The following is a 17,966-nucleotide window of genomic DNA, read 5'->3' on the forward strand; positions in this document are numbered from 1 at the left end:
TCTCCTCCCGTTGGTTCCATTACGCTTTGCCGCCGAGCGTGCATTTTCCTGTCGACGACGAAAAGTCAGTTTTTCTTTGACACCGGCCCCTGCATTGTGGAAGTTCCACATAGTGAAACCGGTTTCCAACTATTGGAACCCTACGAGGGACAGGACCGACACGTCAACAGGTTTCATGGCTTGTCTTTGGGAGGAGACAGATGAACACGGCAGCTCCCCGTACGGGGGAAGGAACAATTGCCAAGGCGCTTGACGTGCTGGACCTTGTGGCCCAGCTGGAGCGTCCTGTGCGGTTTTCCGAACTGCTGGCCCTGTCTTCCCATCCCAAGGCGACACTGTACCGTTTGGTGCAGACCCTTACCGCCCTTGGCATGTTGCGCTATGATGCAGATCGGCAGACCTATGCACCCGGTTTGCGCCTTGTAAGCTTGGCTCATGCGGCTTGGCGACAGAGTTCGCTGGCCCCGATTGCCCGCCCCTTTATCGATGATCTGAGCGCGCGTGTGGGCGAGACCGTACACCTTGCCCAGATGGATGGAGGGCAGGTTCTGTATGTGGATAAGCGCAACGCCGCCGAGCCGCTTGAGATGTTCAGCCAAGCAGGCAAGGTTGGCCCGGGATATTGCACCGGCGTGGGCAAGGCGATGCTCGCCTTTCTGAGCGACGAGGCACTGGAAGTGGCCCTGTCCCAACAGGCGTGGTTTGCGCACACGGCCAACACCCACACCAGCCGCGATTCGTTGTGCGCCGAGTTCGAGGCGATTCGGTCCGAGGGCGTCGCTTATGACCGGGAAGAGCACGAGCCGGGCATCATCTGTATTGCCGCCCCGATACTGTCGGAGGCGGGCCGCTCTATCGGCGCGCTGAGCGTCACCACATCCACCATGCGCAAGTCACTTGCTGATCTGAGCCAGCTTGCGCCGCATCTTCAATCCACTGCGCGCGACATCGCGAGTGCCGCTGCCAATTGGCAGTTTCCAACTCAATAAGGGAGGACCACCATGACCGGTGTTACATTGCAAAAGGCCATTAAACGGTATGGAGCCACACAGGTCATCCATGGCGTGGACTTGACCATTGAGGATGGCGAATTCTGCGTCTTTGTCGGCCCGTCGGGCTGCGGCAAGTCGACTTTGTTGCGCATGATCGCAGGGCTGGAGGAAACAAGCGACGGGCAGATCAACATCGGCGCCCGCGATGTGACCCATATGGACCCGGCCGAGCGTGGGGTGGCTATGGTGTTCCAGACCTATGCCCTCTATCCCCACATGACCGTCGAAGAAAACATGGGCTTTGGCCTGAAAATGAACGGTGTCGACAAGGCCGAGATCAAACGCAAGGTCGATGGCGCATCGAAGATCCTGAAGCTGGACGAGTATCTGGCCCGCAAGCCCGCTGCCCTGTCCGGTGGTCAGCGTCAGCGTGTCGCTATTGGCCGGTCGATCGTCCGGGGGCCCGAGGTATTCCTGTTCGACGAACCTCTGTCGAACCTCGATGCCGAGTTGCGCGTGGACATGCGGGTCGAGATTGCCCGCCTGCACAAGGAACTGGGCACCACGATGATCTATGTGACCCACGATCAGGTCGAGGCGATGACGCTGGCCGACAAGATCGTCGTGCTGCGCGCGGGCTATATCGAGCAGGTGGGCAGCCCCATGCATCTTTACCAAGACCCGGACAACAAGTTCGTTGCGGGCTTCATCGGATCGCCCGCAATGAACTTCATCAAGGGTGTGGTCGAGGAAGGCAGTGTGCGCGTGCCCGGTCTGGCTGACCGCGTGATACCGACATCCGTATCTTTGCCCGCCGCGGGGACCGAGGTGACTGTGGGTGTCCGTCCACAGGATATGGCCCTGGATCAGGGAGCGTCTCCCATTAAGTTGGACATCCGCGAGCGTCTGGGCGGTGTGGCCTATGATTACCTGACCACCCCAACCGGCGAACGTTTAATCGTCGAATCGCGTGGTGACATGGCGATGGATGAGGGCACCGAGGTAACCGTCAGCTTTGATGATGACCGCGTGATGTTCTTTGACGCCACATCGGAACAACGGCTGCGTTAAGCTATTTTTGACGCGAAACAGACCGCCATCTGCGCTGCAGGTGGCGGTTTTTTGTGCCGAGAGCTTTGGTGGGGGTATAATGTGAGTGTTTGCAACGATTGTAATGATAAGGAAAGTTTTGAAGATAAACTCAGGGATAAGTTATAATTTCAATCGAAATAAAATTAGTACTTGTCGCAAAAATCACCGACAGACCCGCTGGCAATGTCACCGTGCTGCGAAAACTGCCGCAATCGACGCGCTCGACCCAAAACCTTCACTTGGGGCGGCAGGACATTGATCTCAAATGGTTTTACGGTGTATCAGCCTTGATCGCGCAAATAGTCCATTATCGCTGGTCTGACGCTCATATCGCCCCTGTGACGCGCGTCAGCGATCACTTTGCGCACCTCGTCCAGATTAGACCGTCTTAACAAGGACTTGACCGGACCGATAGAGGCTGGGCGCATGGACAGGCTGCGCAAGCCGATGGCGGCAAAGCACAAAGCCTCTACCGGCCGACCGGCATCTTCGCCACAAAAGGACAACGGCGTGTCTGTCTGGTTACAGCGCTCAACAATGCGTTCGATGAAGGATAGGAACGATACATTCAGCGTATCATAGCGCCGCCGCACCCGCTCATTCTCGCGGTCGGCAGCAAAGAAGAACTGCTTGAGGTCATTGCCCCCAATGGACAGGAAACCGACTTCTTCAAAGAACTTCTGCGGGGAAAAGGCCAGGCTGGGTGTTTCCAGCATCGCCCCCACCTTTAGCGTCTCGGGCAGCACGTGCCCCAGCCGCGCTTCGCGCTCCATGGCCTTGTCCACCTCGGCCCGGGCCAGGGTATATTCCTCGTATTGCGCGACAAAGGGGAACATCACCGTCAACGGACGCCCGTTTGCCGCGCGGATAAGCGCCTGCAACTGCATCCGCATCACGCCCGGCTTGTCCAGGCCAACGCGGATAGCACGCCAACCCAAGGCCGGGTTCGGCTCATCATTGGGTTTCATGTAGGGCAGGACCTTGTCAGACCCGATATCGAGGGTGCGGAAGATTACCGGCTTGCCACCCGCCGCATCCAGCACACGGGCATAGAGCGCCGAAAGCTCGGACCGTTTCGGCATCTGGTTGCGAACAAGGAACTGCAGTTCCGTACGGAACAGGCCCACGCCCTCGGCTCCGGACCCTTCTAGCGAAGGCAAATCCGCCATCAAACCGGCATTCATGTGCAGCGATATGACGGAACCACACAGGGTTTCCGCAGCCTTGTCCCGAATGGACGCATAGCGTTCGACCGCAGCCGCCTGCATCGCCATCTTGTCGCGGAATGCCGTGACAACCGTGTCGTCCGGGCGCAGGTGCACGATCCCCTGCTCGCCATCCACCATCACGTGGTCGCCGTTCAGCGCCTCGAGCGTCGCGCGTTCCGCGTGGACGATCAGCGGAATAGCCAGCGCGCGCGCGACGATGGCCGCATGGCTGCCCACCGACCCCGCTTCGAGAATGATGCCTCGTAGATTGCGCCCATAATCCAGCAACTCGGCAGGTCCGATATTGCGCGCCACAAGGATCGGGTCTGCGGGCATCTCGGCCCCTGTATCGGCCCCCTGCCCGGTCAGAATGCGCAACAGCCGGTTTGACAGATCATCCAGATCGCTCAGCCGTTCTCGCAAGTAGCTATCTGTTGCCTGCCCCATACGCGCGCGGGCCAGCGATTGTTCCTTTTCCACCGCGGCCTCGGCACTCAGGCCATTACTGATATCCTCTTGCATGCGCCGCATCCAACCCTTGGAATTGGCGAACATACGATAGGCTTCCAGCACTTGCGCCTGTTCCTTGTCGGCAGCCAGCGTGAGCATCTTGTCGACCCCAACGCGCAGTTCCTCGACCGCTTCGGTCAGCCGCTCAAGCTCGCGGTGGGGATCGTCGGCGATTGGGTTCGTGACGACAACACGCGGTTCGTGCAGCCAGATATGCCCCTCGGCCACCCCCTCTTGTGCGACGGTACCGCGCAACATCACCGGCTGTGAATGGCGCGCGCCCATGGCCGCGCCTTCGCCCACAAAGGCGCCCAGCTCCGCCATCTCGGCCAGGACCATTGCCACCACTTCCAACGCATAGACTTCATCGGCAGAGAATTCGCGCGCCTGCTTTGACTGCACCACCAATACGCCCATCGACTCGCCCAGCCGCTGGACCGGAACGCCAAGGAAGCTGGAAAATACCTCTTCCCCCGTCTCGGGCATGTAACGGAATCCGCGCGCACTGGGGGCGTCAGCCGTGTTCACAACCTGCCTGCTACGAGCCACGCGCCCCACCAGCCCTTCACCCAGACGCATCCGTGTCTGGTGAACTGAGTCAGGGTTCAGCCCCTCGGTTGCGCAAAGCTCAAGTGTCTCTTCATCGCGGAACAGGTAGATCGAACAGACCTCGCATCCGATGCTGTTCGCAATCAGATGGGTGATCTTGTCAAGCCGCGCCTGACCAGGGTCATCCCCCGCCATGGCGTCTCGCAAGCGGCCCAGCAGCTTGCGGCTTTCCGTTTCAAAGCGCTCGGCCATTGCCACGCCATCCCCACGTCCGTCCTGCGGGATCAGCTTAGATCACAGCAACCGGCAAAGCGAAACGCCAAAGCGCTTCTGTTACCGCAAGTACTCACGTAAAGGTAGAATTTGTGCAACAATCCACTGACATGTTACGAAAATTCAGCGATCCAGTTGGCCAATCATACGATCAATGTAGCTGCTACAGACGTAAATAACGCGCCCATTTCGCCGCCAACCTGCCGTGCCGTCGCATTGAGCAAAGTTCAATGTGACGCGCGAATGCCAGTCAATACGCGCCAGTACGCCCAGTGCCGTGTTGATCAATTCGCGATTTCCCTCGGCTTGAACTTGCAACGCAGGATCAACACGAAAACCGACTTCGGTCACGCGTGCCTCCGGATCAATCCAAAGCGGTGCGAGCGTGCGGCGCCAACTGCGCAACACCTCTGGTGCCAGGTCAGCGCATGTGTCGCGCGCATCCGAATCCATATCGTGCCGATCCGCAAGCGCATTGAAGCGATCCGGGTCAAACCCATAGAGTAAACATATCATGCGCCCGGCCAGCTGCGCATCGGCCCTGTATGCTGAAAAAGGGCCAGGCGTCGCCCCGTCAGCACGGTGTTGCGCAGCTCGCGCTTCAACGATGGCCTCGGCCTGATCAGGCAGGGTGAGATAGACAAAGACAGTGGCGAAATCCTCGGCAATATCCTCTTCCGGACCAAGGACAGGCAGGTCGAACTCACGCAGAACGGCGTGCCCGGCCTCGTGTGCAATGACGTGCAGAAGGGCGTGGCCGACAGGCTCCGGCAACTGTTGCGCTGTTGCCGGTATCGCACTGATCGTCAGAAGAAGGGCCTTTAGCATTCTCAGCATCGGGTCGTCCCTTGTGACGGTCCGGATGCTGCAAACCTAGGTATGTCAGGCAGCCTTGTCCAATTCAAAAGCGTCATGCAGGGCCTGTACGGCCAGCTCCATGTACTTGCGATCAATCAGTACGCTGATCTTGATCTCGGACGTGGTGATGACCTTGATATTGATGCCCTCGGCGCTCAGGCATTGGAACATCTTGGCCGCGACGCCTGTGTGACTGCGCATACCGATGCCCACAACGCTGATCTTGGCGACATCCGTGTCGGCGATCAGTTCATGAAAATTGATGATCCCTTCGCCCTTGGCCTCGGCCATCGCCTTTTCGGCACGCGCCACCTGATCTGTGGGGCAGGAGAAGGTCATGTCTGTGCGCCCCTCTTCCGAGATGTTCTGGACGATCATGTCCACGTTCACTCCGGCATCGCTGAGCGCCGAGAAGATGGTGGCCGCGATGCCCGGACGGTCCGCGACCGACACCAGCGTCATCTTCGCCTCGTCCCGGGAAAAGGCCACACCGGCCACGACATTGCTTTCCATGATATCCTCCTCATCGCAGACCAGTGTCCCGGCCGCGTCGGATTGTTCCTCGAAACTGCTGAGCACACGCAGTTTGACCTTGTAACGCATCGCCAGCTCTACAGACCGGGTCTGCAGCACCTTGGCGCCCAAGCTGGCAAGCTCAAGCATCTCTTCGAACGCGATCTTGTCCAGTTTGCGCGCCTTGGGACTGACCCGGGGGTCGGTGGTATAGACACCGTCAACATCCGTATAAATATCGCACCGCTCCGCCTCGAACGCGGCGGCAAAGGCAACCGCGGTTGTGTCCGACCCGCCGCGACCCAGCGTGGTGATCCGGCCCTCCGGACTGATCCCCTGAAAGCCCGCGACCACGGCAACACGCATCCCTTCGCCAAACTTGGCGTTGATATTGTCGGGCGGGATCTCTTCTATACGGGCACTGGAATGCGAAGAGTTGGTCTTGAGCGGCACCTGCCAGCCCTGCCAACTGCGCGCTGGTACGTCCATTTCCTGCAAGGTTAAAGCCATCAGGCCCGCTGTCACGTTTTCGCCGGACGACACCACGGCATCATATTCGCGCGCATCAAACAGGGGCGACGTTTCATTGACCCAGCCCACAAGTTCATTGGTCTTGCCGGACATGGCGGACACGATGACGATCACATCATAGCCCTTGGCGACCTCAACACCCACGCGCTTGGCGGCGCGCCGGATGCGGTCCAAAGTGGCTACCGATGTGCCACCGAATTTCATCACGAGAACAGGCATGAAAGGCCTCAAATTTCCGTCCGCCTGCCTTTATCCCCCCGCCTGCAAAGTTGCAAGAAGTGGTCACTGGCGCAGCCTACGTGCAAGCGACAGGCAGTCCCGGGGCGCGTTACCCCTACCAGCCCATGTGCTGATCCACCGCCCCCTGTTCGAGGAGCGTGCTCCGTCTCGGATCCCCAAATACCCGCCTGAAAAGGCGTCTCAAAATAAAATCAAGCCGCACAGCCGCGCGTCAATGCAACAACAGCCATTTGACAGAGCGCTCAATACGCGTGCGTGCGTCCGTCCCACGTCTCGAAACAGCCCGTTGTTTCATGGTTCAGTGAAGCAAATCGGTCCATCAGGCCAGCGGCGGCCTCATCCACCGTGATGTCGGCAGCTCCGCCTCCCATATCGGTTTGTACCCAGCCCGGATGATAGATGCCCACGGCCACCTCGCCCGCCAGATCAGATGCAAGGTTGCGGCCCAGATTGAGCGCAGCTGCCTTGGACGCGCGGTAGATATAGCTGCCGCCCGGGGCGCGGGTATGTGACGCCATCTGTGACGAGATGATGGCGATACGCGGCGCAGGGGCCGCGCGCAGGTTGGGCAAAAGGGTCTGTATGGTCAGAAAGACACCGGTGACATTTGCCGCGAAGCTCTGCGCCCACAAATCCGGGGCATAGCCAGTCTCAAGCGCATTGCCCTTGTCCAGATAGACACCAGCGTTGCAGACCAGCAAATCGATAGGCCGCCCCTCGAGCTGTGCCGCCATGGCGCGATGATCAGATGGTTGTGTGACGTCAAGCGTCACCTCGGCACCCGAGGACCGGCCTGTGCCCGTGACGTCATGACCCTGCGCGCGGTAGGCCGCAGCCAACCCGGCACCAATACCCCGGGTGGCCCCTGTAATCAGAATATGCATAAAAACTAGTTCGCTTTGCGTGATGGAATGAAGGGAAGCGGTGCCACCGGGACACCGTCGTCGATCAGGCGCTTGGCCTCTTCCCGGTTCGCCTCGCCCCAGATCGGACGGTCCGGCTGTTCACCCAGATGCTGCGCCAACGCTTCGGATGCGAAATCGCCGCCCACATATGTGGCGTTCTTCTCGACCGCCTCACGCATCTGTGCCAGCGCCGCTTCTGCCTCGGACGAAGGCTGGCTCAATCCTGCGCCGCCTTCCGCGCCGTCATCTGACGCCGCGCGTGCAGTGCGCACACGCGGTGCCATGATCGCCTTCTCAACTTCCGTGATACCGCACATTGCGCAAGACACATGCCCGGCTGCCTTAAGGCCGTCAAAGGCCTCGGCACTTGCAAACCAGCTTTCAAAGCCGTGCCCATCGGCACATTTGAGGGTGTATTTGATCATGGTGCATTACACATATGCGACCCGGCGCTGCGGTCAAAGGCATAAAGGTCGGAAATCAGGCCAGAAACCTTGGGTCAAAGTCCCGCAGGATGCGCGACAATTCCGGTGAATCCACCATTTGGGCCGCCTTTTTCCGGCTCACCCACTTGCGCTTGCGTTCCGCCGCTTCGGGATAATCAGTCGTCAGCGATTTGACCTTGAGCGCATAAACCATGGCCGCAACGGGCAGCCCATCATCATCGCCCATATGCTTGTTGTACGAAAACATGCCAAGTGGGCGCTGATCGGCGCGACCAATCACGCCGGCTTCTTCCCACGCTTCCTGTGCCGCGCTGTCGCCCGGTGTCTGACCATCAATCGGCCAACCTTTGGGAATGATCCAGCGCCGCGTGCGGCGCGAAGTCACCAGAAGGACCTGCACCTTGTTGTTCTTGATGCGATAGCACAGCGCCGCAAACTGTGTGCGCACATCCGCTTTCTTGGCGCGTCCCAGTGAAAGGGGAAGCTGCTTGATCATCGGGGCCGTCACTGCCCTGCCCTCCGTTATTCCAGTCTTTATACTGGAATTAACCAAGAAAGACCAGTTTCGGCCCATAACTACGCACCGTAACGTGAAAAAAGCGTTACTCGCGCAAGGAACAGCATGCGTCGGGCGCACTGCTTTTGGACTTGAGCGTTCGCCGCCATTGTCCAATAGTTTGACGCGATGAAAACTCCAAGATGGATCAAGGGCTTGTCCCTCGCATGTGCGACCTGGCTTGCCGCGACGGCCGGTACAGCGGACACCGTCAGGATCTTTGCAGCGGCCTCGTTGCAAGGCCCGCTGGATGATGTGGCCGAGGCCTGGGTCGGTGATGTCGTGATCAGCTATGGCGGCAGTGGGGCCATGGCGCGTCAGGTCAGTCAGGGCGCGCCTGCCGACGCCGTGATCCTGGCAAACGCCGCATGGTCCGATTGGCTGGTGGAAAACGGGCACGCACCGCGCGACGCGCGCGCCCTGCTGTCGAACGCGCTTGTCGTTATCGGTCCGGCAGGTGCACCCATCCTGCCCGATGTAACCGCAGATACGATCCTTGCACGCCTTGACGGCGGGCGGTTGGCGATGGGTCAGCATCAGTCCGTCCCCGCCGGTATTTACGCTCAGGCGTGGCTGACAACGATCAGTGCGTGGGACATGCTCCGCCCCAGTCTGGCCGAGACCGAGAATGTGCGGGCCGCCCTTGCCCTTGTCGCACGAGGAGAAACCCCACTGGGCATCGTCTATGCCTCGGACGCCGCGGCCAGCGACGCCGTCTCGGTGGTTTACGAGGTTCCCGCGACCGCCCATCCGCAAATCCTGTATCCGGGCCTCGCCCTGACGCCAGCCGGATCCGCCTTCCTGGATCATGTGGCGGCGCAAACCGACATCTTTGTCGCCGCCGGGTTTCGTCTGCCATGATGCTGGATGAAGCCGGATGGACCGCCCTGCGCCTGTCACTGCTGGTTGGCGTGACCGCCACGCTGTTGGCCTTGCCCCTTGCCATCTGGATCGCGTGGCTGCTTGCCCGCCGGGATTTCTGGGGCAAATCGGTGCTGAACGCGCTGGTCCATCTGCCTCTGGTCCTGCCCCCGGTGGTCACCGGCTACCTTCTGCTTCTGTCTTTTGGCCGTAACGGCCCTGCGGGGCGCTTTCTAGAAGAGACATTCGGTCTTGTCCTCGCCTTTCGCTGGACCGGTGCGGCACTGGCCGCCATGGTCATGGGCTTCCCTCTGATGGTTCGCGCCATTCGCCTTGCCATCGAAGCCGTGGATCCCAAAATCGAGGATGCGGCCCGCACCCTCGGCGCGCCCGGTTGGGCCGTCTTTGGGTCGATTACCCTTCCCCTGATCCTGCCCGGTGTATTGGCCGGTGCGGTCATGGGTTTTGCCAAGGCCATGGGCGAATTCGGGGCCACCATCACCTTTGTCGCCAACATCCCCGGAGAGACGCAGACCCTGCCCTCGGCCATCTACGCCCTGTTGCAAGTGCCGGGGGGCGAAGATGCGGCGATCCGGCTGGTGCTCTGGGCCTGTATCATCGCACTGGGGGCCGTGGTCCTGTCGGAATGGCTGGCCCGCAGAGTTGCGCGCCGGATTGCGGGCACATGACGCTGTCGGTCGCCGTCCGCCACCGTTTTGGTGATTTCGCACTGGATGTCGCGTTCGAGGCCGGGCCGGGTGTGACCGCCCTTTTTGGCCGCTCGGGTGCAGGCAAGACGACAATCGTGAATGCCGTTGCCGGCCTGCTGCGCCCTGATCATGCGCACATCACCCTTGATGGTCTGCGCTTTGACACGTTGCCCGTCCACAAACGCCGTGTGGGTTACGTGTTTCAGGATGCCCGCCTGTTCCCGCACATGACCGTCGCCGACAATCTGGATTACGCCAGCCGCTATGGTGCGCGGGCGTCGGATCGCCCCCGGATCATTGAGATGCTGGGGATCGGGGTGTTGCTAGACCGCCGCCCCGCAACGCTTTCAGGCGGAGAGAAACAGCGCGTGGCCCTCGGGCGCGCGCTTCTGTCGAACCCGCGCCTGTTGCTCATGGACGAACCACTGGCCGCGCTGGATGGCCCTCGCAAGGCCGAGATCCTACCCTATCTCGATCGGCTCAAGCGCGAAGCGGGCGTGCCGATCCTTTATGTCAGCCATGCCGTGGACGAGGTTGCACGGTTGGCCGATCACATGATGCTGCTGGCCGGGGGGCGCGTGGCGCGGCAGGGGCCGATCTTTGACGTGATGGCCGATCCAGCTGCCGTACCACTACTGGGTGTACGTGAGGCTGGTGCAGTACTCCGAGCGCGGGTGGAGGCACATGGAGAAGATGGTCTGAGCACCCTCCAGCTTGCTGCAGGCAGGGTCCAGTTGATGGGTGTGCAAGCCCCCGTTGGGGCAGCAGTGCGCCTGCGCGTGCTGGCGCAGGATGTACTCTTGTCCTTGTCACGTCCCGAAGGGTTGAGCGCGCAAAACATTCTGCCGGTGACCATCACCGCCATTCGTGCGGGCGACGGCCCGGGCGCAGCGATCGCACTGGACGCAGGCGGTGACGCGTTGCTTGCAAGGATCACGGCGCGGGCGGTGCAGACCATGGGTCTGCGCGAAGGGCAGTCTGTGTTCGCCGTGATCAAGGCAACCTCAGTTGCGCAATCGGCTATCTCAGGCGGCGCTACTTGAGCGCCAGCACCTCGGTCCGCAGCCGCTCGACCATGGCTTCGTGCGGTTGATCCGCCTCGACCGCGAGGCGGCGGAGTCCGAAATGCACATGGGCCATGTCGGTGTAATAGCTGGTGTAGGCGTAGTTCGTGGCAGCCCCGGCCACAGCGCCCAGAACGGGCACGGTCTGTGCCGCCAGCTTTTGCCCCATCACCACGGCAAGCCTTGGAGCAACGCGTGCGACCAACGCCTGCATGGCAGCGCCGCTCAGCGCCATACGGGCGGACAGAAAGGCGATATCCGCCCCATCATCATGCTCAAGCGGGCCAGCAGCGGCAAAGACCTGCACGCAGTCAAATCGGACAGAGTCCATGGCGGGATCGAATCCGTGTTCCACGGCCACACCTTCGATCACGCGCAACAGCAGCGTTGTGGTCACGGGCAGCTCAGCCAATGCAGTGGGCAGACCACCGAAGCCACCTGCCGCGCCCATTGCGGCACTGACGGTCGCGTTCAGCCACTCGGCCTGATCTGGCACCATGCCGCGCGACTTGCTGGCCGCGCCCAGCGCCTGCACCAAGGCCGCGCGGGTCGCCCCGTCCAATTGGTCACGCACAGGACCGGGTAGTCGACCCAGCAGTCCGTCGGCCCGCGTACCAAGAGTGTTGAGAATCTGAATGCCAAGCCCCCCCGCAGCCTTGTAACGGCGGGCAAGTCGGTCCAGTTCTGCGTCTGTGTCCAAGGGTTTGGGAACAAGGATAATTTCGTTCATGCCTTCAACATGGGAAGGCATGGGTGCGTTATCAACCAAAACGCATGACGTCGCCGCGCAAATCAGTCCACGCACCGGCCGTCAGGTCACGGCCCAATACACGTTCAGGGTTGGTCGGCGGCGGCATGATGATACCGGGCAGTTTCTGGAACCCGAAACGGCTGTAATAGGGGGCATCACCCACCAGCATCACCCGGTCCCAGCCGGAATGCACCGCCTGCCGAAGCGAAGTTTCGATCAACTCACCGCCAAGCCCCTCCCCCTGCCGTGTGGGGTGCACAGCCACAGGGCCAAGCAGCAGCGCCGTCTGCGAACCAATCCGTACCGGCCAATACCGGATCGCACCTGCAAGGATGCCATCTATGTCGCGCGCCACATGGCTCAAACCGGCCACGGGTGGCACATCATCACGCAGACGATAAGACGACAGTGCCTCGCGCCCCGGTGCAAAGCAAAGGTCATACAGGGCCTCGACCTCCCACCGATCGTCGGGCGTCTCTGTGCTCAGATGATACATGGGCGGTGCGTTTGGTCCGGGGTCTTATGGGCTGGAACCCGCCCTAGCATGCAGGTAACCGTTGCGCAAACGCACGAAACGGAGCCCGTATGTTCTACCGCCCCGCCGATGGCCACGGCCTGCCCCACAACCCGTTCAACGCCATCGTCACCCCCCGGCCCATCGGCTGGATTTCCACCCGGGGCAGCGACGGATCGGACAACCTTGCGCCCTATTCTTTCTTCAACGGCGTGGCCTATGTCCCGCCGCAGGTTATGTTCGCCTCGACCAGCACCAAGCCCGACCGTGATGGCACCAAGGACAGCGTGGCGAACATCCGAGATACGGGCGTGTTCTGCGTGAACGTGGTGGAGTACGCGATGAAGGACACAATGAACCAGACATCGGGCGAATGGTCAGCGGACACGGATGAGTTTGCGCTTGCCCAAATCGACAAGGCGGACTGTTCCGAGATCAACTGTGCCCGTGTCGCCGCATCCCCGGCCTCACTGGAATGCCGCATGACTCAAATCACCAAAATCGAGGGGGAAGCCAACTATGTCGTGTTCGGCGAGGTCGTGGGCGTGCACCTGCGCGAAGACTGCATCGTCGACGGCATCTTTGACGTGCTGCAATACAACCCACTCACGCGGCTGGGATACCGCGACTATTCGGTTGTGCGCGAGAAGTTTAGCCTGAAACGACCCGGCGAATGACCCTTCCAGACGCCGGACGCGCCTATCCCATCACCCTGCCCGACGGGTCAGAGCATCAGGGCACCGTGTTTCTGAACAGAGTGATCGATCACCCTGGGTGGGAGATCGGTGACTACACCTACGCCTCAAACTTTGCCCCGGTAGCGGATTGGGCGGCGCATCTGGCCCCCTACATGTTCGGATACGGACCCGAAAAGCTGCGGATCGGCCGGTTTTGCCAGATCGCACACGGGGTGCGGTTCATCACATCCGGCGCCAACCACGCCATGGATGGACTAACCACCTATCCCTTTCCCATCTTCGACCAAACGCAAATGGCGGGTTTTCAACCGGACACCCGCGACACGGTGATCGGAAACGACGTCTGGCTGGGGTACGGCGCAATCGTTTGCCCCGGTGCGCGGATCGGCAACGGTGTGATCGTCGGGGCCGGGGCAGTGGTACGGGGCAGCATTCCGGACTACGCCATTGTTGCTGGCAACCCGGCACAGGTGGTCAAGATGCGCTTTTCCGATGCCGATATTGCAACACTTAACACGCTGGCCTGGTGGGACTGGCCCGTAGACAGGGTCGCCGCTGCGGTACCCGCACTCATGGCCGGTGACGTCAATGCATTGGCATCCTGCTGATCCGGCGGGATGGTGCGCGCCCTTGGTTTGGTGCGCAGTACCGCCCACCCGGAACCACCCCCCTGCCGCAATGCCGGGCTGGGTGGACGCAACACGCGCAGACAGAACGGCGTCGCGTAACGACAGGCCGATTTGCCGTTAGACGTTCTCCAGCCTGAGTTGCAGCGCGGGTCCAAGTGCCTTTTGCGGCTCGTATTGCGCCTTGGCGTCTAATTCATACGGCGCGTCCATTCGACAATGAATGATCTTTCGGAGGGCGGGGAAACGCAGGCGTCGTGAAACCATGCGCATCCGATCGGCGATTTGGCGCGCAATTCATCGCACCGGTCGCAAACCTTTCGAACGGCGCCAAACCTCGTGCTAGCGTAACATAATACTAATGGCTCAGGAGTTCGGCCCATGCGAAGATTTCTTACCCTCACTGCAGTTGTGTCCATTACAGGGCTCGCAGCCTGTGGAGATGTGGACAATGGCCTGCAACGGGCCGCCATTGGGGGCGCAATCGGATGTGCCGCTGGTGAAGTTCTGGCCGATGGCCGTTGCGTCGAAGGCGCTGTAGTCGGTGCCGGCGTTGGTGTGATCACCAACTAAAGCGCACGACAGTGCTACAAAGCAGAACAAGGTACGGGCCGGATGATACCGGCCCGAGTCATTTTCCGTAGAAGTCTTTCCCACCTCGTTACGCACGTGCGTCTAGACAAGCCTGTTACAAACGCACAACCCGGATCATCATGATAGAGTGAGAGGCAAACTTCCCTGCACTCAAGTGGTGACGTCATCTCTAACATATTGCGGTACCGCCATTTCGTCGGGCCAGAGACACGTTATGCCCTGACATAATTCAGCCCGTTGGTCCGGCCGCACCTCACCACCCCATACACCTATATCATCGGCATACGAGGACCGACGGAAGACAAATATGGAGATCCTCCGCGCATCTCCATCAAACAACGCGCCACCAATCCAACCAAAAACGAAGCCATTGACGCAACAGGGTACGGCACGCGAAGATATTTCGTATCTACCGGAGCACGAAACCAATCATGCCGCCCAGACCCGTTGTTACCATCTCTGAAGGCCTGTCCACGGATCAGGGCATCATCGGCAACCTGCTGGAAAGCATGATGCTGGAGACCACGCTGCTCAGCTCGGTCACAGGCGGAACGCCGAATCCGATTACGACGGCAATTCTGCAAGTAGACACACCTTTGCCCAGCGGACAAACTCCGGCTTTTACTGTGCGGGGCATAGGCCTGACCTACAGCACAGACGGCAGCCTGCCCGTACTTGCTGGTGGGATCATCACCGATATTACGTGGACCTTGCAGTCCAGCTATGCCGTGACATTTTCGCAATTGAATTTCGATGTCTCGACGCTTTTGCAAGCCGCTATTGATGAACTCGGTGGCCTGACAGACGCGATGGAAGACTTCGCCTACCGATTGCCTTGGGAATACAACGGAAACTCTGCCGCCGATCTCATTCTCGACACGGCGACGACGGCGGATGGTGTGTCGGCGGATTTGTCAGGCGACAACCGCATCAACACCTTCTTTGGGCGGGACCAGGTGTTTGCGGGGGATGGCGATGACATCGTAAACAGCGGGCGGCAGAACGACACGATCGACGGTGGGGCGGGAAACGATCGCCTGCGGGGCAATGACGGGTTCGACCTTATCTATGGCGGGGCGGGCGATGATCATATCGAAGGCAATTACGGCTACGATACGCTCATCGGCGGCACCGGAAACGACACAATTCTTGGCAAGACGGGCGACGATGTAATCCGTGCCGGGGTCGGCGATGATCTGGCGCAAGGAGGGTCAGGCCGGGACCACATGCGCGGTGAGGCGGGCAATGACACACTTATTGGATTCGACGGACGAGATACGATTTTCGGAGGTCAGGACGACGATTTCCTCGATGGTCGTCTGCACGACGATGTGCTGGTCGGCGAGGCGGGAAACGATACCATCATAGGCGGCAAGGGCAGCGACATTGTGGTCGGCGGACAAGGTGCCGATGTCTTCGTATTTTACTTCACCGACAACGACCAGCTTGACCACCTCTTGGACTACGACCGCTCTGTTGATCAGATCGTTCTACTGGATGGCACTGATTTCATCTTGGATGGCAACTACATTAGATACGGCGACGGCAACTCTATTCAGGTGAACGGGCCAAGAGCAGAGGATTTGACGATCGACGATGTAGTGGTCATGAGCCGCGAGGACTTTTTCGGCCTCGCCTGACCATCCTCGGTCAGTGCCCTCCCAGAATACCCGTCCGCACTCCGTAATCTGTTGCAATCTCGTAGTCGGGGTCATCGTCGCTGTCGACAATCAGGTGTCCCGCCTTGGTCAGCAGCTTGTGGCAGTCATGCGTCAGATGGCGAAGCTGCACGCGCTTGCCAGCCTCTTGATACTTCGCCGCCACCGCCTCGATCGCCTGCAGCGCGGATTGATCGACTACACGACTGTCGGCGAAATCGATGATCACCTCGCGCGGATCCGTTTCGACCTTGAACATCTCGATAAATCCGGTCGCCGAACCAAAGAACAGCGGCCCCTGCACCTGATAGACACGCGCGCCCTCAGGCGTGGCATAGGTCTTGGCATGGATGCGGCGCGCGTTGTTCCACGCATAGGCCAGCGCCGACACAATGACGCCCACGACAACGGCCACGGCAAGGTCCTCCATCACCGTCACGACGGTCACCAGCACGATGACAAAGGCATCAGTCAACGGCACCTTGCGCAGGATCTTGAGGCTGTTCCAGGCGAAGGTCCCGATCACCACCATGAACATCACGCCAACCAGAGCGGCCAGCGGGATCAGTTCGATGATGGATGACCCCACAAGGATGAAGGCCAGCAGGAACAGCGCGGCGGCTACACCAGCGATGCGCGTCCGCCCGCCGGACTTCACGTTGATCATCGACTGACCGATCATGGCGCACCCGCCCATGCCTCCGAAAAAGCCGGTGGCGGTGTTGGCAACACCCTGCGCGATGCACTCTTGGCTGGCCCCGCCGCGCTGGCCGGTCAAGTCACCCACAAGGTTCAGGGTCAGCAAGCTTTCGATAAGGCCAATCGCTGCAAGGATCACGGCGTAGGGCAGAATGATCTCGAGCGTTTCCCATGTCAGCGGAACGGACGGAATGTGGAACGGCGGCAAGCCCCCCTCGATCGAGGCAAGATCACCCACACGCGGCACATCAAGGCCAAAGAAGATCACGATGGCAGCGACAATCCCGATGCCAGCAAGCGGCGCCGGGATGGCACGCGTTACGCGCGGGGCAAGCCAGATGATTGCCATGGTCAGCCCTACAAGGCCCAGCATCAGGTAAAGCGGCAGGCCTGTCAGCCACTCGCCCCCGGCCATACCATGGCCCGATGCCTCGGCGGACCCGGGCACCTTGAACTGCGTCAACTGGGCCAGGAAGATCACGATGGCCAGACCGTTCACGAAACCAAGCATCACGGGGTGCGGTACCAGCCGGATGAACTTGCCCCACTGCATCACACCGGCAAAGATTTGCAACAGCCCCATGAGAACGACAGTGGCAAACAGATACTCGACCCCGTGTTGCGCAACGAGGGCAACCATGACAACCGCCAAAGCGCCCGTTGCACCCGAAATCATACCCGGGCGACCTCCGAAAAGGGCGGTGATCAGACCCACCATGAACGCGGCATAAAGGCCGACAAGTGGATGCACTCCAGCGACAAAGGCAAAGGCCACAGCCTCGGGCACCAGTGCCAGCGCCACGGTCAGGCCCGACAACAGGTCGGTTTTGATCTGGCCTGGGGTCAGCTTGGTGTCGCCCGGCGCGATAGAAAAATCGCCGAAGCGAGTCTTGGTGTTGAGGTTCTCAAGAAAGGCCATGCGGAATCCGTCTGCTCGTAGGGGCGCGATCGGTGGCATCTAAACCATCAGAAGGTTAATAGCCATTGCACCGGACGCGGGGCTGTCATGAGCGCTGCACATAGCAGGTTGTACGGGAATGGCACGGTATTTCTGAGTATGCAGAAACTGACTTTATTTGGCGTCACGTGTTGGTATGGTTTCTCTCGGGGAACGGGAG

General features: G+C 60.3%; 18 protein-coding genes. 9 read left to right on the plus strand and 9 right to left on the minus strand.

Going from position 1 to position 17,966, the window contains the following annotated elements:
* Positions 1 to 200 precede the first annotated feature (200 nt).
* Both Q1A75_RS10655 and ugpC read left to right on the plus strand, forming a co-directional pair.
* Positions 201 to 989, plus strand: coding sequence for an IclR family transcriptional regulator (locus Q1A75_RS10655; RefSeq protein WP_299554135.1), 789 nt, complete (start codon positions 201 to 203; stop codon positions 987 to 989).
* A gap of 12 nt (positions 990 to 1,001) precedes the next feature.
* Positions 1,002 to 2,063, plus strand: a complete 1,062-nt coding sequence (gene ugpC / locus Q1A75_RS10660; protein ID WP_299554138.1) for a sn-glycerol-3-phosphate ABC transporter ATP-binding protein UgpC — start codon at positions 1,002 to 1,004, stop codon at positions 2,061 to 2,063.
* Between the two features lie 302 nt (positions 2,064 to 2,365).
* On the opposite strand, the gene ptsP is transcribed toward ugpC, so the two are convergent.
* The 6 genes from ptsP to Q1A75_RS10690 form a co-directional block, all read right to left on the minus strand.
* On the minus strand, positions 2,366 to 4,603 hold the full coding sequence (gene ptsP, locus Q1A75_RS10665; RefSeq protein WP_299554141.1) for a phosphoenolpyruvate--protein phosphotransferase: 2,238 nt from the start codon (positions 4,601 to 4,603) through the stop codon (positions 2,366 to 2,368).
* 144 nt (positions 4,604 to 4,747) lie between these two features.
* The gene (locus Q1A75_RS10670) at positions 4,748 to 5,461 is read right to left on the minus strand and encodes a DUF4344 domain-containing metallopeptidase (RefSeq protein WP_299554143.1); all 714 of its coding nucleotides are present in this window, start codon (positions 5,459 to 5,461) and stop codon (positions 4,748 to 4,750) included.
* A gap of 45 nt (positions 5,462 to 5,506) precedes the next feature.
* Positions 5,507 to 6,745 (minus strand): aspartate kinase, encoded by a 1,239-nt coding sequence (locus Q1A75_RS10675; protein WP_299554146.1) that lies wholly within the window; start codon positions 6,743 to 6,745, stop codon positions 5,507 to 5,509.
* Between the two features lie 263 nt (positions 6,746 to 7,008).
* Positions 7,009 to 7,650, minus strand: coding sequence for an SDR family NAD(P)-dependent oxidoreductase (locus Q1A75_RS10680; protein ID WP_299554149.1), 642 nt, complete (start codon positions 7,648 to 7,650; stop codon positions 7,009 to 7,011).
* Between the two features lie 5 nt (positions 7,651 to 7,655).
* Entirely contained in the window at positions 7,656 to 8,096 is a 441-nt protein-coding gene (locus Q1A75_RS10685) for a DUF1178 family protein (protein WP_299554152.1), read from the minus strand.
* A 55-nt stretch (positions 8,097 to 8,151) separates the two neighbouring features.
* Positions 8,152 to 8,613 carry an NUDIX hydrolase gene (locus tag Q1A75_RS10690; protein WP_299554155.1) on the minus strand — a complete coding sequence of 154 codons (462 nt, stop codon included), beginning with the start codon at positions 8,611 to 8,613 and terminating at the stop codon, positions 8,152 to 8,154.
* A gap of 189 nt (positions 8,614 to 8,802) precedes the next feature.
* Between Q1A75_RS10690 and modA the strand changes: the two genes are divergently transcribed.
* Genes modA through modC form a run of 3 tightly spaced genes read left to right on the plus strand, consistent with a single transcriptional unit; the run spans position 8,803 to position 11,287 of the window.
* Complete coding sequence (gene modA, locus Q1A75_RS10695; protein ID WP_299554158.1) at positions 8,803 to 9,534, plus strand: molybdate ABC transporter substrate-binding protein; 732 nt, start codon at positions 8,803 to 8,805, stop codon at positions 9,532 to 9,534.
* Positions 9,531 to 10,223: a molybdate ABC transporter permease subunit gene (gene modB / locus Q1A75_RS10700; protein ID WP_299554161.1), complete on the plus strand. Its 693-nt coding sequence runs from the start codon at positions 9,531 to 9,533 to the stop codon at positions 10,221 to 10,223. The genes modA and modB overlap by 4 nt, the downstream gene beginning before the upstream one ends.
* Entirely contained in the window at positions 10,220 to 11,287 is a 1,068-nt protein-coding gene (gene modC / locus Q1A75_RS10705) for a molybdenum ABC transporter ATP-binding protein (RefSeq protein WP_299554164.1), read from the plus strand. The genes modB and modC overlap by 4 nt, the downstream gene beginning before the upstream one ends.
* Here modC and Q1A75_RS10710 read toward each other — a convergent pair.
* Together Q1A75_RS10710 and Q1A75_RS10715 are read right to left on the minus strand one after the other, a co-directional pair.
* Positions 11,280 to 12,038, minus strand: a complete 759-nt coding sequence (locus tag Q1A75_RS10710; RefSeq protein ID WP_299554167.1) for an EcsC family protein — start codon at positions 12,036 to 12,038, stop codon at positions 11,280 to 11,282. The genes modC and Q1A75_RS10710 overlap by 8 nt on opposite strands.
* Before the next feature lie 31 nt (positions 12,039 to 12,069).
* Positions 12,070 to 12,555 carry an N-acetyltransferase gene (locus Q1A75_RS10715; protein WP_299554170.1) on the minus strand — a complete coding sequence of 162 codons (486 nt, stop codon included), beginning with the start codon at positions 12,553 to 12,555 and terminating at the stop codon, positions 12,070 to 12,072.
* Positions 12,556 to 12,644: 89 nt separating this feature from the next.
* On the opposite strand from Q1A75_RS10715, the gene Q1A75_RS10720 reads away from it, so the two are divergent.
* From Q1A75_RS10720 to Q1A75_RS10735, 4 genes are all read left to right on the plus strand, one after another.
* Positions 12,645 to 13,250 carry a flavin reductase family protein gene (locus Q1A75_RS10720; RefSeq protein ID WP_299554173.1) on the plus strand — a complete coding sequence of 202 codons (606 nt, stop codon included), beginning with the start codon at positions 12,645 to 12,647 and terminating at the stop codon, positions 13,248 to 13,250.
* Positions 13,247 to 13,879 (plus strand): CatB-related O-acetyltransferase, encoded by a 633-nt coding sequence (locus Q1A75_RS10725; protein ID WP_299554176.1) that lies wholly within the window; start codon positions 13,247 to 13,249, stop codon positions 13,877 to 13,879. The genes Q1A75_RS10720 and Q1A75_RS10725 overlap by 4 nt, the downstream gene beginning before the upstream one ends.
* 399 nt (positions 13,880 to 14,278) lie before the next feature.
* A complete protein-coding gene (locus Q1A75_RS10730) occupies positions 14,279 to 14,470 on the plus strand; it encodes a hypothetical protein (RefSeq protein WP_299554179.1) in 192 nt (63 codons plus the stop codon).
* A 452-nt stretch (positions 14,471 to 14,922) separates the two neighbouring features.
* Entirely contained in the window at positions 14,923 to 16,131 is a 1,209-nt protein-coding gene (locus Q1A75_RS10735; RefSeq protein WP_299554182.1) for a calcium-binding protein, read from the plus strand.
* Positions 16,132 to 16,141: 10 nt separating this feature from the next.
* Here the strand turns inward: Q1A75_RS10735 and Q1A75_RS10740 are convergent, their stop codons facing one another.
* Entirely contained in the window at positions 16,142 to 17,767 is a 1,626-nt protein-coding gene (locus Q1A75_RS10740; protein WP_299554185.1) for a SulP family inorganic anion transporter, read from the minus strand.
* Positions 17,768 to 17,966 lie beyond the last annotated feature (199 nt).

This window comes from uncultured Tateyamaria sp., from assembly GCF_947504105.1.
Taxonomy (GTDB): domain Bacteria; phylum Pseudomonadota; class Alphaproteobacteria; order Rhodobacterales; family Rhodobacteraceae; genus Tateyamaria.

Coding starts and splice junctions, on each gene's coding strand:
- Q1A75_RS10720 (WP_299554173.1), top strand. CDS start 12,645: ATGTTCTACCGCCCCGCCGATGGCCACGGCCTGCCCCACAACCCGTTC.
- modC (WP_299554164.1), top strand. CDS start 10,220: ATGACGCTGTCGGTCGCCGTCCGCCACCGTTTTGGTGATTTCGCACTG.
- Q1A75_RS10730 (WP_299554179.1), top strand. CDS start 14,279: ATGCGAAGATTTCTTACCCTCACTGCAGTTGTGTCCATTACAGGGCTC.
- Q1A75_RS10710 (WP_299554167.1), bottom strand. CDS start 12,038: ATGAACGAAATTATCCTTGTTCCCAAACCCTTGGACACAGACGCAGAA.
- Q1A75_RS10655 (WP_299554135.1), top strand. CDS start 201: ATGAACACGGCAGCTCCCCGTACGGGGGAAGGAACAATTGCCAAGGCG.
- Q1A75_RS10740 (WP_299554185.1), bottom strand. CDS start 17,767: ATGGCCTTTCTTGAGAACCTCAACACCAAGACTCGCTTCGGCGATTTT.
- modB (WP_299554161.1), top strand. CDS start 9,531: ATGATGCTGGATGAAGCCGGATGGACCGCCCTGCGCCTGTCACTGCTG.
- Q1A75_RS10725 (WP_299554176.1), top strand. CDS start 13,247: ATGACCCTTCCAGACGCCGGACGCGCCTATCCCATCACCCTGCCCGAC.
- Q1A75_RS10715 (WP_299554170.1), bottom strand. CDS start 12,555: ATGTATCATCTGAGCACAGAGACGCCCGACGATCGGTGGGAGGTCGAG.
- ugpC (WP_299554138.1), top strand. CDS start 1,002: ATGACCGGTGTTACATTGCAAAAGGCCATTAAACGGTATGGAGCCACA.
- Q1A75_RS10685 (WP_299554152.1), bottom strand. CDS start 8,096: ATGATCAAATACACCCTCAAATGTGCCGATGGGCACGGCTTTGAAAGC.
- ptsP (WP_299554141.1), bottom strand. CDS start 4,603: ATGGCCGAGCGCTTTGAAACGGAAAGCCGCAAGCTGCTGGGCCGCTTG.
- Q1A75_RS10670 (WP_299554143.1), bottom strand. CDS start 5,461: ATGCTGAGAATGCTAAAGGCCCTTCTTCTGACGATCAGTGCGATACCG.
- modA (WP_299554158.1), top strand. CDS start 8,803: ATGAAAACTCCAAGATGGATCAAGGGCTTGTCCCTCGCATGTGCGACC.
- Q1A75_RS10735 (WP_299554182.1), top strand. CDS start 14,923: ATGCCGCCCAGACCCGTTGTTACCATCTCTGAAGGCCTGTCCACGGAT.
- Q1A75_RS10680 (WP_299554149.1), bottom strand. CDS start 7,650: ATGCATATTCTGATTACAGGGGCCACCCGGGGTATTGGTGCCGGGTTG.
- Q1A75_RS10675 (WP_299554146.1), bottom strand. CDS start 6,745: ATGCCTGTTCTCGTGATGAAATTCGGTGGCACATCGGTAGCCACTTTG.
- Q1A75_RS10690 (WP_299554155.1), bottom strand. CDS start 8,613: ATGATCAAGCAGCTTCCCCTTTCACTGGGACGCGCCAAGAAAGCGGAT.